The organism is Altibacter sp. HG106 (genome assembly GCF_028561755.1).
Classification (GTDB): Bacteria; Bacteroidota; Bacteroidia; order Flavobacteriales; family Flavobacteriaceae; genus DFVG01.
In genome coordinates this window covers 1-16368 of sequence record NZ_JAQQTD010000004.1, presented here as the reverse complement: position 1 = coordinate 16368, position 16368 = coordinate 1, and the positions used below count along the sequence as shown (strand labels likewise).

Here is a 16368-nt window from a genome sequence, read left to right as displayed (position 1 = left end):
TTGACATACATTTTTGTAATTTTAAGGTCTGCTCCCCAATCAATCCATTTTCTATGCGCTGGACCCTAAAACCGAAACCTAATCCTGAGGTGGTGCAGCACCTTGCTGAGGCCTTAGGAGTAAATACTACGATTGCCTCATTGTTAGTCCATAGAGGAATTGAAACTTTTGAAGATGCCAAGAAATTTTTCAGACCTTCCCTAGAAGACCTTCACGATCCTTTCCTTATGAAGGATATGATGGCTGCCGTACAACGCGTCGAAAAGGCTATTGAAAAGGAAGAGCACATCCTAATCTATGGCGACTATGATGTTGACGGAACCACTAGCGTAGCCTTAGTAACATCGTACTTGCGGAGTCTTTATCCGAAAGTGAGCAATTATATTCCAGATCGCTATGCAGAGGGATATGGAGTATCGTTCCAGGGCATTGATTATGCGGATGATAATGACATTTCCCTCATTATTGCCCTAGATTGTGGCGTGAAAGCGATCGATAAAGTAGCTTATGCGGCGGAGAAAGGCATCGATTTTATTATTTGTGATCATCACCGACCAGGCGACCAGCTTCCCAGGGCGGTCGCAGTCTTAGATCCCAAGCGAGAAGACTGTGACTACCCCTATAAAGAGCTTTGCGGTTGCGGCGTTGGGTTTAAATTGATCCAGGCGTTGGGGCGTCGGCGTGATCAACCTATGGAAGCGTTGATTCCGTATTTAGATTTGGTAGCCACAGCGATCGCGGCAGATATTGTGCCCATCACCGGTGAGAATCGAGTGCTGGCGTATCACGGACTTCAAGTAATGAACACCCAACCACGTACCGGAATCAAGGCGCTACTGCAACAAGTAAAAAAAACGACACTTACCATAAGCGATGTTGTCTTTATTATCGCCCCCCGGATTAATGCGGCCGGACGTATGGAGCATGGAAATCGAGCCGTAGCCTTGTTGACGGAAGAAGATGCTGAGCAAGCGGAAATAATTGCTTCGGAAGTGGAAGCCTACAATGCCAGCAGAAAAGATACCGATCGAACTATGACGGAAGAAGCCCTCGAGCAAATCCTTCAGAATCAAGAATCCGACAAGCATGCCACCGTGGTATTCGATCCGTCCTGGCATAAGGGCGTCATTGGGATTGTGGCCTCTCGACTCATAGAAACCTACTATCGCCCTACTTTGGTATTTACCCAAAGTGGCGACAAGCTCGCGGCTTCGGCACGCTCTGTACGAGGCTTCGACGTGTATGAAGCCTTAACCCAATGCGAAGCGCATATCGAACAGTTTGGGGGCCATACCTATGCCGCCGGATTAACCCTAGATCCGGCCAATTATGAGGAGTTCAAAAACGCCTTTGAAGCCGTTGTGGCAGACACAATGGATCCTAAATATCGCACTCCAGAATTGTCAATCGATGCCGAGATAGCGCTTTCAGAGATTACCCCTAAATTTTACCGGATCTTGAAACAGTTTGCACCCTTTGGCCCAGGAAATCGGACTCCAGTTTTTATGAGTTCTGAGGTCCGTGATACGGGCTCGGGTCGTTGTGTAGGAGAAGATAAAAGTCATTTGCGATTAGTACTGCAGCAAGACGGGAGCCCAACATTTGTGGGAATAGGCTTTGGTATGGCCGAAAAGGAACCGATCGCCTGTGCCGGGACTCTGTTTCAGGCTGCTTATGTGATCGATGAGAACCATTGGCAAGGCACTACACAGCTTCAGTTGCGATTAAAAGATATTAAAGCGTGAAGGTTTTAAGCTGAAAATTAGTGCCGTCAAAAACGCCATAGGTAAAATGGGTGATCCAATCGCCCAAATTATAGTACATGGAACCTTCGGTAAGTTTAATTTCTAACGGCAGGTGCCGGTGTCCAAACACGAAATAGTCATAATGTTGTGTTTCAAGCTTTCGTTTGGCATACTGCGCGAGCCATTCTTTTTCTTCCCCTAGAAACTGCTGATCCTCCTCACCCGAGATCAATTTGTTTTTTACCGAAAGATGCTGCGCTAAGCGAACGCCCCAATCGGGGTGTACCCATCGATACAACCATTTTGAGAGCGGATGCACAAATACTTTTTTCATTCGCTTGTAGCCCTTGTCTCCGGGGCCTTTACCGTCGCCGTGCCCAATCAAAAACTTCTTGTTATTGAAGGTAAACGCTTCAGGTTCTCGATAGATAGGAATGTTTAATTCGGTTTCAAAATAGTCGCGCATCCAGAGATCGTGATTTCCTACAAAAAAATACACGGGAATCCCTTGGTCGGTTATTTCAGCAAGCTTTCCTAAAACTCGTACAAAGCCTTTGGGCACAACGGTTTTATATTCAAACCAAAAATCGAACAGATCACCTAATAAAAAAATAGCCGCGGCGTCTTTTTGTGCGATATCTAACCACTGAACGAAGCGTTTCTCTCGTGGCAAACTAGCTTCCCGAGTAGGGGCTCCCAGATGGTTGTCGCTAGAGAAGTATATTTTTTTACCGGGTGGAAGTATCATTGATGAAGTGTCTTTCACTAAGAATCGTTTTCAGCTGCAAACCACGAGGCATAACTGGATTCGGTTTCTTGCAGCTTTAAAGAGTGTAACGCGATTTGTTCAGGCAAACGCGCTTTTATCTTTTTCGCAAAATCAATTACCATCATCTCGCTGGTGGGTTGGTAGTTTACCAAGAGGACATTGTGTCCGCGTTGCTGCAATTCTTTCGCGAGTTCCACATGCGGCGTATTCTTGTTGAATACTGTGGCGTGATCGAATACATCAACAATCTCTTCTTTCACAATTTTCTTTAGATCTCCAAAATCGATGACCATTCCGTATTTCACATGGTTGGGGTCGTCAATAGGGGTGCCAATAACCGTGACCGATAATTTATAGCTATGACCGTGTACATTTCGGCATTTCCCATCATATCCATACAGCGCATGGCCGGTTTCAAACGAAAACATTTTGGTTATTTGGATAGTACTCATTTTCGGTTTCTGATTTTACTGATAATCACCACTACGATTACGAGTATGGCCAATAGTAAGAACAATCCGGGGCCGCCGATAAACTCAATAATTTCCATGCGTTTCTTTCTGTAAAAGTATCGAATTTTGAGCAATGATGCTTTCGATACCTTTAAAAACATCAAATTACCGTATGCGCATGCTGCGGCTATCGCAGTGGATAATAGGCGCGTGCGTACTTAAGTACTAGTGCCCCTCCGCGATAGGCAATCCACACCAGTAGGGCAATCCAAATGCCGGTGAGTCCCCACCCGATATATTTGCTGAAGTACAACACCGGAACAAACCCTAAGAAGGTAGCACCCAGCAGGACGTTTCTTAGATACCGCATTTCTCCCAGACCTTTGAAAATGGCATCTAAGGTAAAAGCGATGGCGTTTAGTGGCTGACTCAATAGCACCAGATAAAAGATAGAACTAAACACGGTAAGTACCTCAGGATCCTTATTAAAGAGGCGCCCAAGCGCTTCATAGCCTAATGCACCCAGCCCCATTAGAAGGATAGAGACAATAAGATTATAGCTGTTTACTCGTTTAGTCAACACCCATAATTTCTTGTAATCTTTAGCCCCTAACAGTTTTCCGCCCAAAATATTCCCAGCGGCACCATACCCATCTATAAAGAAGGCAGAAAATAACCAGATATTGATGGCAATGGCATGCGCTGCAATGTATTCTTTCCCTAAGGAAGTGGCTTCACGGACCGCCAGTAATAAAGCAGCATTAAGCGCCACAGAACGTAAGAAGAGATTAAAACTCATGCTTACAAGTCTATTGATCTCAGGATGAATCGGGAAGGTGAGTCCAAGGGTGATTTCCGTCTTCCGAAGCAATAGCAAGAGCGACAACAGCGCCATAATTGCTTGCGAGATCAAGCTGGCCCAGGCAGCCCCTTTGATGTTGAGGGGAGGGATCCAGCCGTCTATTCCGTATACTAAAGCAAAGTCTAGTCCGATATTAATACTGGCCCCAACTATCGCAATGATCATGGGCCAAAAGGTGTTTTGGAGTCCGCGAAAAAGTCCGAATACCGCAAAGGTGAAGAGGGTTAAGGGAAACCCCCAAACCCGAATATTGTAGTAGTCAATGCTAAGTTGAAGAATAATTCCTTCGGCATTCAGAAATCGAAAAATGGCTTCCACAAAAAAGTAGGTGCTCGCCAATACTATAATACTGAGCCCGATATTGAAATAAATCGCCTGCGCGGGAAAACTTTTTAGATCTTTCAGTTTTCCTGCACCCAGATTCTGAGAAACAATGGCAGAGATGGCGCTGCGTGTTTGAGCCAATATCCAGATTAACATCGATAAAAACGCTCCTACTACTCCCACGGCAGCCAGCGATTCTGTCCCTAGCTCAGGAATGTTTCCAACGACGGCCGCATCGGTGCTTGAGAGTACAGGTTCTGCAATGCCCGCAATGATAGCCGGAAGCGCTAATTGCTGAATACGCTTGAAGGAAATGGAAGTGGGTGCGTTCGTCAAGCTGTAAAATTAGGAATTCAGTGGCAATTCATAGCAATAAAAGGGTTGCTCACTTTGCTTCGGAAAATAAATTTCACCTAATCGATGGTATCCTCGAGATTCGTAGAATCGCTGGTTTCGGAGGTTTTTACTGAAGGTGTCGAGCCGTACCGAAGTCGCGTCTGCCTCTTTCGCTTTGGCTTCGGCGAAATCCATCAATCTTCGGGCGTTGCCTTGGTGTTGCGCCATTGGGTGCACTGCGAGGCGATGTATGTATCGTTGGTTATCTGTGGGTGTCAACCACGTAATCGGTTCGTATTCAGCATCCATAAAAGAAGAGATGGTGATACAGCCCACTACACTTTCAGTTTGGATCAATACATACAGCTCACCACGTTCTTGGTCCGTTTCAAAAGCACTTTCGGAGGGATACTGTTCGTTCCATTGATAAATTCCTTGAGCTTGCATGTGTTCCGCGCAAGCTCTGGTGATTGTTATAATTTTCTGAATTTCGGAAGCTTTCGCCAAGCGTATCATTATAAAGCCTTAATTTTGCAGCAAGGTAAATATATCAGAAGGATTTCAATATGAAAAATATTTTAGTGCCTGTAGGTACTGTCGATAAGGGAATTACGAATTTACAATATGCGGTTAACCTGGCTGCCATGAGTGGTGCAACGGTGTATCTTGTGAGCATGTATAAGGAGTTTTCTAAAGTAGGTACCCTAACGAAGGTGAATCAATTGATTGTGGAAGACACCGAAGCGCAATTACAGGAAGTATTGGATGGTGTGGATACTAAGGGGGTTAAAGTGATTACACGGCCTATTAAAGGAGATGTCTATGAGGGCGTAAAGCGTATCAACAACGCTATGAAGATTGATCTGATGATTTTGTCGCCACAAAGCATTGAGATTAAAGATGAAGTATATCTGGGCCCGATCACTGGAAAATTAGTGAAACAAACAGAAGTTCCGGTATTGATCGTTCCCAAAGAATACATTTTCAGAAAAGCAAACACCATTTTATTGGCCTTTAAAAATGGAACTTTTGATAATCCAAAGGTATTAACCCCACTGAAAGAAATAGCCTCTCTCTTTAGTTCAAAGGTCAATGTATTGCACGTTCGAACTCCTGGAATGCAGGAGGCTGAGGAGCCCATCGATCCAGAGATTGACGCGCTCAAAGATCAGTACACAGAAACCGAGAATGCGACCATTTTTCAAGGTGTGCTGGAACATTTTCAGTCCAATAGTCCAGATATGCTCTGTGTGTTACGACGCAAACGCGGATTCTTTGAAAAGCTATGGGAAAAAAATGCCGTGCTCAAAAAAGAGTTTCATACCAGTAAACCTTTGTTAATTTTAAGAGGTCAAGATTAAAAGAAATTTATTATTTTCGCACCCACTCTGGGGCATTAGCTCAGCTGGCTAGAGCGTTTGGCTGGCAGCCAAAAGGTCATCGGTTCGACTCCGATATGCTCCACGACAATAGAAAATCCGTACCCAGTACGGATTTTTTTATGCGAGTTCTTTTTCAATGATAGGTTGCGACACCTCGCAAATTTCTTGAATGACTTCGGAAAGAATACTTCCGAAGGAAGCTAAAACCGATGGAGTGACGGCGGTGTCTTTTGCTCTGCTGCCTGGTTCTTTTTTAGCAAAGGGCATATACCCTTCCTGTAGGTTTTTAAAGGAAATGATACCGGCGGACACTGTTTCTTCTGAATATTTGTTTTGAAGTAAGGTGGCATAGGCAAGCACTTGGAAGGCCTTGCTGTATTTATAGTCTTCTTTTACATCTTCCCAATGGGTAATATGCAAATCGGTGGGTGTTACGCGCCCGGTTTTATAGTCAATAATTCGAAGGGTGCCATCTAGTCGATCGATGCGATCTACAATCCCTCTTAAAGAAACTTTATGCGACACGCCTGGCAGGGGCCAATCCATAGCGAGTGACTCCTCTACGCCCAACAAAACGAGTTCGCTTCCAGATTGCACAGAAGTAATATCCATTCGAATTAAATTTTCGACATAGCGTTGAGCGACCTGATAAATAATCAGGTTCTTTCCACGTTGAAAATGCTCTTGCTGAAAGCTTGCTTCAAACTGCTGCTGAATAATATTAGGAGTTTCATGTAGGGCGCTCTTCAACGCAGTAACAGAAAGCCGGCTACCTACTAAAGGCGAATACAGGGTTTCTAGCGCATTGTGAACAATGGTTCCAAGGGTGTTGTAGGCGACGGTTTCTTCCACCTCTTCTAATTCTTGTATTTGCAGAATTTTCTGATAGTAGAACTCTAACGGGTTGCGAATATAGCTAGTCAAGGCTGAAGGGGAAAAGCCTTTGGTTGCGATCGCCGCAATGCGTTCCATCATTTTTGGGGTCTTATCGATTTGCTTGAGCGATATTTCATGTACCCCCACCTCTGGGTCAGCGATTTTCTGGGTGAATTTATGGTTGGGATGGCCATCAATTTCAAGTTGCAGCAAAAACCTACTTTTTTCACCGCTTCCTAAGCCTTCTGCAAAACTATTGTAGAGAAGCGAAATGTTGTCTGCACGTTGTAACAATCGATAGAAATGATAGGTATAGATGGCGTCCTTTTCCGTGTAGAGGGGAAGTTCGAAGGTCTTCTTCATGTCGTAGGTGATAAAGGAAGCATTCGATTTTCCGGCAGGCAAGATGCCCTCATTGACGGAAAGCATAATGATATTCTCAAAATCCAAACAGCGCGTTTCAAGAAGCCCCATAATTTGAAGTCCCTGATACGCATCTCCCTCAAAATCTAACCGCTGGTTGGCGGCCAGTTCTTGAAACAGTTGCAAAAGTGTTTTTGGGTTTGTGATGTGGTTAAAATGTTCGGAAAGCCCTTTGATTTTTAACATCAATTGATAGATTTCATAGAGCACAATACGATCCATTCGTGCTAAGGAAGTGGCGTCCTTTAGCCTTACTAACAGTTGGATAATTGTATCAACCATTACAGTGGCCGATGATTCCCATGGCTGAAACAACACCTGCACCCAATCCTTATCCTGAGCATGGGCCATTTCTACCAAGTCCGCTAACGAGACCGAAGACAGATTGTTGAGGCTGATCGAGTTCTTGATGTCTTCTGGGTGTGATAGAAAAAGACGGCTCACCGGATGGTTGATGATTTGAAAAACCTCCTTATAATAGTAAGTTGTTTTCGGGCTCACATGAAGGTGTATCAATACTTCAAAAAAGCGATAGAGCGGAAATTGTTGTAAGGAAACTCCCATGGTCACGTTGACGCTTCCAATACTTTCAGGTAAGGCGTACAATAAGGGAACGAGTAAGCTTTCATCGGCGAGCACTACCGCCGTGTTTTCCGATTGTTGCGCGGTCATCTCGGCGAGCAGCGCTCCCACCGTTTGTACCTGACTCATATTCTTTTGCGCCGCGATAGCTTGTATGCGCTTAGGCTTTGCGTAGGAGGGCTTCGGAAGGGAAATCGAGTTGGTTTCAAAATAATGCCAAGTTGTTACATACGAACGTATAAAGTGAGAAGCACTATGATGGGTGTCCTCAAAGAAATAAGGATCTATGTCCCAATAGACTGTATTTTCCGGCTTCGTCAAAAAGGATTGAATTAATCGTTGCTCTGCTGTATTTAAAGCGTTGAAGCCAATAAACACCACCGGGTTTGTACGAGCCGTCAAATAATGTTCAACATCTTCTACCGCCTTTCGATACACCATGCCCTGATAGCCTATAGATTCTTGGCTTAAGGTATCATTTAAGAGCTCGTAAAATGAAGGAAGCAGCTTCCAAAAGGCCAAATAGTTCTCTATCATTTCGGTTCGTTCCTCTTGAACGTACCAATGTTCCATATCCTGAATGGCGCTGAGATAATTAAAGAAAGCCTCTTGTGGTACAAGATAGCGATCCATTTCATTAAAGTCGTTGAGAATGGTTTGGGCCCAGTTGAGGTAGTTTTCAAACGATTCTGGTTCTGAAACTTCAGGAAGACCTTTATATACGGCATAGCCTTTAAAGAGCAGTTCGGTGGGGTCAATAATCTTTAGCTGAGCTATTTCCTCAATAAACTGTTCGATGCTAACGATAGCGGGCGAAAATTGGGTTTTTGTTGTGTGTTTTAGCAGGTAACGCTGAAAGAAGGCGCCCGCCCTTTTACTGGGGAACACTAGGGTAAGCTTAGAAAGGTCCTCGTATTTGGAAGTAAGATCGAGTAGCGTTTCTTCTAAAAATGATTGCATGCTCTAAAATAAGAAACGCCTCTCAAATTGAGAGGCGTTCCCTGATTATTTATTCAGAAGTGTTTCTGATTATTCGTCTTTCAACGAGATCTCAACACGACGGTTTTGCTGTCTTCCGGCTGCTGTGTTATTTGTAGCAATCGGATTTGCTTCACCATATCCTTCAGAAGTCAAACGATCTCCTGGGATACCGATAGTAGTCAAGTAGTTCATTACAGAAGCAGCACGACGCTTAGAAAGATCTAAGTTGTATGAGTCGCTACCACGGCTATCTGTGTGACCTTCAATATGGAATCCAGTAGTTGGGTATTCCTTCATGATGTCAGCGATGTTTTGTAATGTAGAGTAAGACTCTTGACGGATGGTCGCTTTGTCGTAGTCGAACAAGATCGTACGAGAGTACTCATTCAATTGGTTGATAACCTCAACCGTTACTTCTGGACAACCATTGTTTGCAACAGTACCAGGAACATCTGGACACTCATCGTCTTTATCTAGTACGCCGTCACCATCACGATCTGGCCATGGGCAACCGTTGTTAGCCGCAGGACCTGCTTCGTTAGGACACTCATCTTCCGCATCGGTGATACCATCACCGTCTGCGTCAGGACATCCGTTCAATTCAGCAAGACCCGGTACAGTAGGACATTCGTCTTGATTGTCTGGGATTCCGTCACCGTCAGTATCAGGACATCCGTTAAATTCAGCTAAACCAGGAGTATTAGGACAAGCATCGTTACGATCCTCGATTCCGTCACCGTCAGTGTCAGGACATCCGTTAAATTCTGGAAGACCTGGAGTTTCAGGACATTCATCTTCGCTATCGTAGATTCCGTCACCGTCAGTATCTTTTCCACCGAACTGGAACATTACACCAGCAGAGTGCTGGAAGTGCTGGATTCCGTATTCATCTTCAAAAGCGTGCTTGTAAGTAGACTGAAGATTCACACCCCAGTTTTCTCCTAACCAAATACGCACAGAAGCAAGTGCGTTAGCGGTACCAAATCCAACGTCATCAACCCAGGTGTAACCACCACCAATACCTAGCGATGGGTCAAACCATCCGCCGGGGCCATTGATTAGATCACGAAGGCTGTATTTCACTTCACCATCAGCAGAGTAGTAAGGTAGGTCGTCTACACGAACGTCTCCTACTTGGGTAATTCTGTTTACAGATCCTGCAGCGGTAAAGATAAATCCGCTACCGATATAACGGGAAACTGAGACTCTGGATACAGATGGGATGATGTTCCAGTGATCATTTACGTTGAAGTATTCGTCAAACATATCGCCTTTAGTGGCGGCAGGTAGTCTTCCTTCATCATCAACTCCAACAGGAAAGGTATCAACTGCGTTGAAACCTATCTCAATTGCCCAAGGATTATTTTCGTCCTGTGCATTTGCTACACCCACTCCAAAAATGAGAAGCGCAGCAACTAAAATACTGTTAAGATGTTTCATATTCGATTGTTTAAGTTTTAAGTGTTAATAGAGCAAATGTAACTTGTTAATACAGATTAACAAAAGCAAATCTATTAAAATTTTTATAAATACGGTCTAAATGTTAAAGAAATAAAACTACGTGTTTTCAATTACTTTCAGTTCTTTTCCTACTTTAATAAAGGCATTTATTGCCTGATCTAGATGCTCTTTTGTGTGGGCGGCTGAAAGCTGCACTCGTATGCGGGCTTTTCCCTTGGGAACTACAGGATAGAAAAAACCAATCACATAAATCCCTTCTTCCAAGAGCCTATCTGCCATATTTTGAGAGAGTTTCGCGTCATACAGCATCACCGGAACGATGGCTGAGTCACCGTCAATGATATCGAACCCCGCGGCTTTCATTCCTTTTTTGAAATAGGCCGTGTTTTCCATCAACGTATCTCTCAGTTGGGTATCATTTTCAAGCATTTCGAACACCTTAATAGAGGCCCCAACAATTGCCGGCGCTAATGAATTAGAAAAAAGATACGGTCGGGAGCGTTGACGAAGGAGATCGATGATTTCCTTTTTTCCGGTGGTATAACCACCCATGGCACCTCCTAGCGCCTTTCCAAGGGTTCCTGTTATAATATCGATACGGTCCATAACCCCTTTTTCTTCTAAGGTGCCTCGTCCGGTCTCCCCAATAAAGCCGGTGGCATGACACTCATCGATCATCACCATGGCATCATACTTTTCCGCAAGATCACAAATAGCATCCAGAGGCGCTACAAGTCCGTCCATCGAGAAAACGCCGTCGGTGACAATAATCTTATGGCGAGCTCCCTGTTCGTTAGCTGCGATCAATTGTTTTTCAAGATCCTGCATATCATTGTTCTGATACCGAAAACGAGCTGCTTTACATAGTCGTACCCCATCAATGATAGAAGCGTGATTTAAGGAATCTGAAATGATCGCATCCTCTTTTGTCAGCAAAGGTTCAAAAACACCTCCATTGGCATCAAAAGCAGCGGCATAAAGTATGGTGTCTTCCGTTCCGTAGAATTCCGCAATCTTTTGCTCCAATTTTTTATGAATATCCTGAGTTCCGCAGATAAACCGAACGGACGACATTCCAAACCCGTGACTGTCCAACGTATCTTTGGCTGCTTGAATAACCTCCGGGTGCGATGAGAGCCCCAAATAATTGTTCGCACAAAAGTTAATTACTTCTTCTCCAGTATCGATGGTGATGGCTGCGCCTTGAGGAGAAGTAATCACCCGCTCTTTTTTGTAGAGACCGGCCTCTTTAATATCTTCTATTTCGTTTTGTAAGTGTTGTTTAATACTCCCGTACATAGACTTTTCATGTTTTTTTCAAAGGTAACTTTTATTTATTTCAATGCCTTGTTCTGAACAGTAGATTATGAGTTTCTCGGATATGGCATAGCCCATTTCCTCAAGGGCGGAGGCATATTGTTCTATCTGATCGACATGAGTAGACCGAGGAATGCCGGTTTTATAATCCATAACCGTAACGCTTCCGTTGTCATGGAAGTGAATGCGATCGGGTCGCAAGACGTGTCCGGTTTTCGTGATAATATCTTTTTCGACCGCTACCTGGGAAGCATTCGCATTAAAAAAAGGTTTCAATTGAGGATGGCCTATTAATTGCGCGACCACTTGACGCAACGATATAACGTCTTTCTCTGGTAGTGTTTTGCGAGACACGAGCTCTTCTAAGGCCCATTCGGCATCTTCTTCATGTAGAATAAGCTCCATCACCCCGTGTAACTGGTCTCCCCAGGCGATGGCTTCTCCGGGCGTGGTATCCCAAAGTAACGCATCTCTTGAGACGGCATGCAATTGATGCGTTTCCGGTAAAACACTTCGGAATGTTGGAACGATCGAGGCAACGGTTGCATCCAAATGCTGAGACTGCTTAGAAGCAAAACTTCCATACGCGAAGGTGTCTGTGGTGTCATCCCAACGGCCGTCAGTTTCGAGAAACCCAGCTAAGAACTCGTTGAAACTGCTTGGGGCGTCTTTCAACTTCGAAGGTTTGTTAAAATATACGTACAATCGCTCCACCGCTCGAGTAAGCGTTACATAGAGGAGATTGATTTGATCGAGTTCCAGGATGCTCTGCTGTTCCGCCACCATGCTAGCCCCTATATCGCCATAATAGGCAAGCTCTTTTTTGTAATTTATAAGGAGGTGTTGTGTTTCTGAAGTCGTTGTCCATGGGTACCATACCTTGGCATTTCGGTGATCATACAGTTTCATGTCGGCATACGGAAACAAGACCACCGGAAATTCCAGTCCTTTCGACTGATGTATGGTCATTACGCGAACGGCATCCCGGCCCCCAGGAGCACTTACCGAAGCCTTCTCTTGTTGTTGCTCCCAATAGGGTAAGAAGTTGTGTTTACTAACTAAGGGCTGCTGTTCAAATTCAAACACCAAATCCATGAAATGAAAGACATACGTATCCGCTTCAGACTCTAATGCAAACGATTGAAGGCAATAGGCAAACATTTCGAAAAGCGAAAGCTGGGTGGCCACGGCAACATCAAATATCAGTTCTTTATCTCGCAGCATCGTTTCAAGTTCTTCCGAAGTAGCATTGAGATAATGCTCCACAAAATCGTGTTCTTTTTCAGTAAGCCCCAGGTGCCCATGAAGAAAAGAAAGCCAGGCGGCCTTTGCCACCAGGTCTTGTGCATCTGAAATCATGCGTAAGGTATGTACCAGGAATTGCACTACAGGCGACTGGACAAGCAGTAAACTTTCCGAAGAGATCACTGCAATGCCTTGTTCCATCAAGAACCTGCTCAATCGTACGCCATCGTTTCGTGTTCGACTTAAAATGCACAGGTCGCCCAAAGCGAACCCATCGTCGGCAAGTTCCTGTATCGAACGCAACACGCATGTCCCGTAGGCTTCATGAAGCTCCTCCTTGTTTTCCGCAGTAACCGCATGAAGTTTAATGCCGCCCCCTTGCTTCGGATTTACCTTTTGTTGATTGCCTGATAAAAATAATTCTTGATGAGTGTCGCGCTGAAAAAACCGGGCGACATATTGAAAAAATCGATTGTTGAAGTCAATAATTTCAGAAAAACTTCGAAAATTGGTATCGAGATTTTCGATATGCTTGGCTACCGGGAAGGGATTTTCGTCACTGTAGAGGGAAATAAATTGTTCGGGTAATCCGCCGCGCCAGCGGTAAATAGATTGCTTAGCGTCACCTACTATCATCAGACTCCCGGGCAGTCCGTGCGGGTATTGCTGGGTGAGGGCATTGGCAATAAGCGGTTTTAGATTCTCCCATTGTAACAAGGAGGTGTCCTGAAATTCGTCGATAAAAAAATGGCGGTATTTTTCTCCCAAGCGTTCGTAAATAAAAGGCGCGGGTTGCTCTTTGATGCTGTCATGGATGAGTGCATTGAATTCGGAGATCAAAATGAGTCCGTTTTCTTCCTTTAGAGCGTTCAGTTCTTTTTGCACTTCGTGAAGTAGGGCAAGCGGGGTAAGATTGTTCAGAATATTTTCCAGTAGAAGAAGTCGGAATAGACTCTCTCGAATGGCGAGAAAACTTTCAATAAGTTGCGCAGCAATGCTGTCGACACGCGCCTTTTCGGCTTCAGAAATCTTCTGCGGATACAAAGGCTTCTCTTCCAGGTTGCGTTGCCAGGCAGTTTCAAAGTTATGCTGAAAGATTCCTTCGGAAACTTTTGTGAGAAATTTATAAAAATAACCGCCGCTGAAATGCGAAGAATCCAGGCCTTGTTCGTGTATCAGGTGAATGGCTTCGGAAGCGAGCTGCACCACGGCCTGCTCTCGGTCTTTTTTCTCCTGCTGAACCGTTTTTCGCAATGCGGTAAAGTCTTCGAGCGATTTGTGCTGTAGGCGCTTTACATAGGCCGCATCATTTTCTGAAAAAAGCAAGGCAGCAACCGTTCCGATATCGCGGGCAATATCCCAAGATTTATCATCATCTGTTTTTTCCAAAGCAAAAGCGATAAGAAGCGATGTAAGTGCTGGGTCGGTTCCGGCCTTGTTAATGAGTCGGTCTACTGCTTCGGCCAGCAGCTCATCTACCTCCATAGAGACTTCGAAATTGGCGGGCAAATTTAGGTCCCGTGCAAACGTTCTGAGCAGTCTATGATTAAAGTGATCAATGGTTTCAACACTAAATAAAGCGTAGTGATGTAGCAAGTGGCGTAGGATGGCTCTAGATCGTTGTTGTAATTCTTCAAACGTAATGTCCAGCTCTTGCGCTACTGAAACGAATAAGGAAGATGGGGTGCTAAGAGATTTGGGTTCGCTAAAACCGACCAACGTCCACACAATTCTACTTTTCATTTCGGCTACCGCTTTGTTGGTAAATGTGATTGCTAACGAATAGCGGTAGTAGTCTTTTTCTGAAGTGGCTAATACATTGATTAAGTATGCCTTCACTAATGTGTATGTCTTTCCACTTCCGGCAGCGGCATCGTATATGGTAAATGGTGGCTTATTCATGAGAAAATTCAGCTTGAAAACTAAAATACAATGATTTTCTCGAGTATTGATCTTTTCTATACGACTATTAAAATCTTATGGATTTTCTAACATAATATTACTACCCATATCCCTACCTTTATCCTTGAAAATAAAGAGTTAACCAAAAAACACATACTATTATGGCTTTCGAATTACCGAAACTAAAATACGCGCACGACGCATTGGAACCACATATTGATGCTAAAACCATGGAAATACATCATGGGAAACATCATCAAGGATACACGAATAAATTGAATGACGCCCTGAAAGGAACAGAGGATGAAGGAAAAACCATTGAAAATATTTTGAGAAATCTTGATATGGACAATAAAGCCGTTCGTAACAATGGTGGTGGTTACTTTAACCACAGTTTGTTCTGGGAAGTAATGTCGCCTAATGGCGGCGGAGAGCCTTCAGGAGATTTGGCTGCGGCCATTAATAGCGCATATGGAAGCTTTCAAGATTTTAAAGAAAAGTTTTCTGAAGCTGCCAAAGGGCAATTCGGATCCGGGTGGGCCTGGTTATGTGTACACGATGGAGGAAAAGTAGAAGTTTGTTCTACTCCGAATCAAGATAACCCATTAATGCCAGGCGTAGGTTGCGGTGGACACCCAATTCTCGGATTGGATGTTTGGGAACACGCCTACTATCTGAATTATCAAAACCGTCGACCCGATTACGTTTCTGCATTTTTTAATGTTATCGATTGGGACGAAGTCAGTAAGCGTTACGCGAATAACAAATAAGAAACGAATAACACCAACAAGAAGGCCACTTGAATTCAAGTGGCTTTTTTTTTGAAGTTATTAGGAACTATCTTGGTGCTTTCTAAACTCGAAAAGCGCATGCATCGATCTGTACTATTTTTACGTGGAATTAATGTAGGCGGGCATCATAAAGTTCCCATGGCCGATTTGCGTACTGAACTTATAACCCTTGGAGGAGAACAGGTGGCCACAGTCCTAAATTCGGGCAACGTCTTGGTTGCAATGCCGAAAAAATTAGATGAACAAACCCTATCGAATCATTTAAAGACCGTTTTTGGCTTCTCCATTCCCACGATGATTCGACCTTTTGAAGCGATTAAACAGCATTATGAACAGGATCCGTTTCGAGAAGTCGTGCTCACGAAGCAAATTCGACGGTATATTACATTTCAGAAAGAATTCAGACAGCCTAACATTACCTTGCCATGGAAGAGCGAAGACGGTTCTTTTCGTATTCTTCAGCAAAAAGCATCAGACGTTTTTAGTGTTTTAGACCTATCCCGCGCGAGTACTCCCAAAGCAATGGATGTTCTGGAGCAGTTTTACGGCACCGAGGTCACTACCAGAAATTGGAACACTATAGAAAAAATTATGATAAAAGCTGAGAAGCTGGGCTGGCGCTAACATATAAATCAGGTCAGAAAAAAGCCTTTTTGCACAGACCATTGTTCTTGTCATGCTCGCCACCCCGTTGACGATTTGGTCCATAAAAAAAGGTGGATGAGAATCTTGTAAGAGGCTGTTACGGCTCGCTGAGGATATCGATTGCAAGTGACTAAGGTTTTTGTCATGCTCGCCACCCCGTTGACGATTTGGTCCATAAAAAAAGGTGGATGAGAATCCTGTAAGAGGCTGTTACGGCTCGCTGAGGATATCGATTGCAAGTGACTAAGGTTTTTGTCATGCTCGCCACCCCGTTG

12 protein-coding genes and 1 tRNA gene are annotated in these 16368 nt (G+C 44.2%); 5 read left to right on the top strand and 8 right to left on the bottom strand.

From position 1 onward, the window contains the following. Positions 1 to 53: 53 nt before the first annotated feature. Entirely contained in the window at positions 54 to 1745 is a 1692-nt protein-coding gene (gene recJ, locus PO830_RS07350) for a single-stranded-DNA-specific exonuclease RecJ (RefSeq protein ID WP_272852900.1), read from the top strand. Here recJ and PO830_RS07345 read toward each other — a convergent pair. From PO830_RS07345 to PO830_RS07330, 4 genes are all read right to left on the bottom strand, one after another. Beyond that, positions 1735 to 2493, bottom strand: a complete 759-nt coding sequence (locus PO830_RS07345; protein WP_272852899.1) for a UDP-2,3-diacylglucosamine diphosphatase — start codon at positions 2491 to 2493, stop codon at positions 1735 to 1737. The two genes, recJ and PO830_RS07345, sit on opposite strands and share 11 nt — an antisense overlap. 17 nt (positions 2494 to 2510) lie before the next feature. After that, a complete protein-coding gene (locus PO830_RS07340) occupies positions 2511 to 2966 on the bottom strand; it encodes a 6-pyruvoyl trahydropterin synthase family protein (protein ID WP_272852898.1) in 456 nt (151 codons plus the stop codon). Positions 2967 to 3153: 187 nt separating this feature from the next. Further along, positions 3154 to 4488, bottom strand: coding sequence for an MATE family efflux transporter (locus tag PO830_RS07335; protein WP_272852897.1), 1335 nt, complete (start codon positions 4486 to 4488; stop codon positions 3154 to 3156). 9 nt (positions 4489 to 4497) lie between these two features. Continuing rightward, entirely contained in the window at positions 4498 to 5004 is a 507-nt protein-coding gene (locus PO830_RS07330; protein WP_272852896.1) for a GNAT family N-acetyltransferase, read from the bottom strand. A 50-nt stretch (positions 5005 to 5054) separates the two neighbouring features. Between PO830_RS07330 and PO830_RS07325 the strand changes: the two genes are divergently transcribed. Next, entirely contained in the window at positions 5055 to 5849 is a 795-nt protein-coding gene (locus tag PO830_RS07325) for a universal stress protein (protein WP_272852895.1), read from the top strand. Positions 5850 to 5878: 29 nt separating this feature from the next. Beyond that, a tRNA-Ala gene (locus PO830_RS07320) sits at positions 5879 to 5952 on the top strand. Between the two features lie 35 nt (positions 5953 to 5987). On the opposite strand, the gene PO830_RS07315 is transcribed toward PO830_RS07320, so the two are convergent. From PO830_RS07315 to PO830_RS07300, 4 genes are all read right to left on the bottom strand, one after another. Continuing rightward, positions 5988 to 8711 carry a PD-(D/E)XK nuclease family protein gene (locus PO830_RS07315; protein ID WP_272852894.1) on the bottom strand — a complete coding sequence of 908 codons (2724 nt, stop codon included), beginning with the start codon at positions 8709 to 8711 and terminating at the stop codon, positions 5988 to 5990. Between the two features lie 69 nt (positions 8712 to 8780). Further along, positions 8781 to 10172, bottom strand: coding sequence for an OmpA family protein (locus PO830_RS07310; RefSeq protein WP_272852893.1), 1392 nt, complete (start codon positions 10170 to 10172; stop codon positions 8781 to 8783). A 117-nt stretch (positions 10173 to 10289) separates the two neighbouring features. Next, positions 10290 to 11492 carry a glycine C-acetyltransferase gene (gene kbl / locus PO830_RS07305; protein ID WP_272852892.1) on the bottom strand — a complete coding sequence of 401 codons (1203 nt, stop codon included), beginning with the start codon at positions 11490 to 11492 and terminating at the stop codon, positions 10290 to 10292. An 18-nt stretch (positions 11493 to 11510) separates the two neighbouring features. Next, on the bottom strand, positions 11511 to 14657 hold the full coding sequence (locus tag PO830_RS07300) for a UvrD-helicase domain-containing protein (RefSeq protein ID WP_272852891.1): 3147 nt from the start codon (positions 14655 to 14657) through the stop codon (positions 11511 to 11513). Between the two features lie 161 nt (positions 14658 to 14818). Between PO830_RS07300 and PO830_RS07295 the strand changes: the two genes are divergently transcribed. Together PO830_RS07295 and PO830_RS07290 are read left to right on the top strand one after the other, a co-directional pair. Beyond that, positions 14819 to 15427 carry a superoxide dismutase gene (locus PO830_RS07295; protein WP_272852890.1) on the top strand — a complete coding sequence of 203 codons (609 nt, stop codon included), beginning with the start codon at positions 14819 to 14821 and terminating at the stop codon, positions 15425 to 15427. A gap of 99 nt (positions 15428 to 15526) precedes the next feature. Beyond that, positions 15527 to 16072 carry a DUF1697 domain-containing protein gene (locus tag PO830_RS07290; RefSeq protein WP_272852889.1) on the top strand — a complete coding sequence of 182 codons (546 nt, stop codon included), beginning with the start codon at positions 15527 to 15529 and terminating at the stop codon, positions 16070 to 16072. Positions 16073 to 16368: the final 296 nt, after the last annotated feature.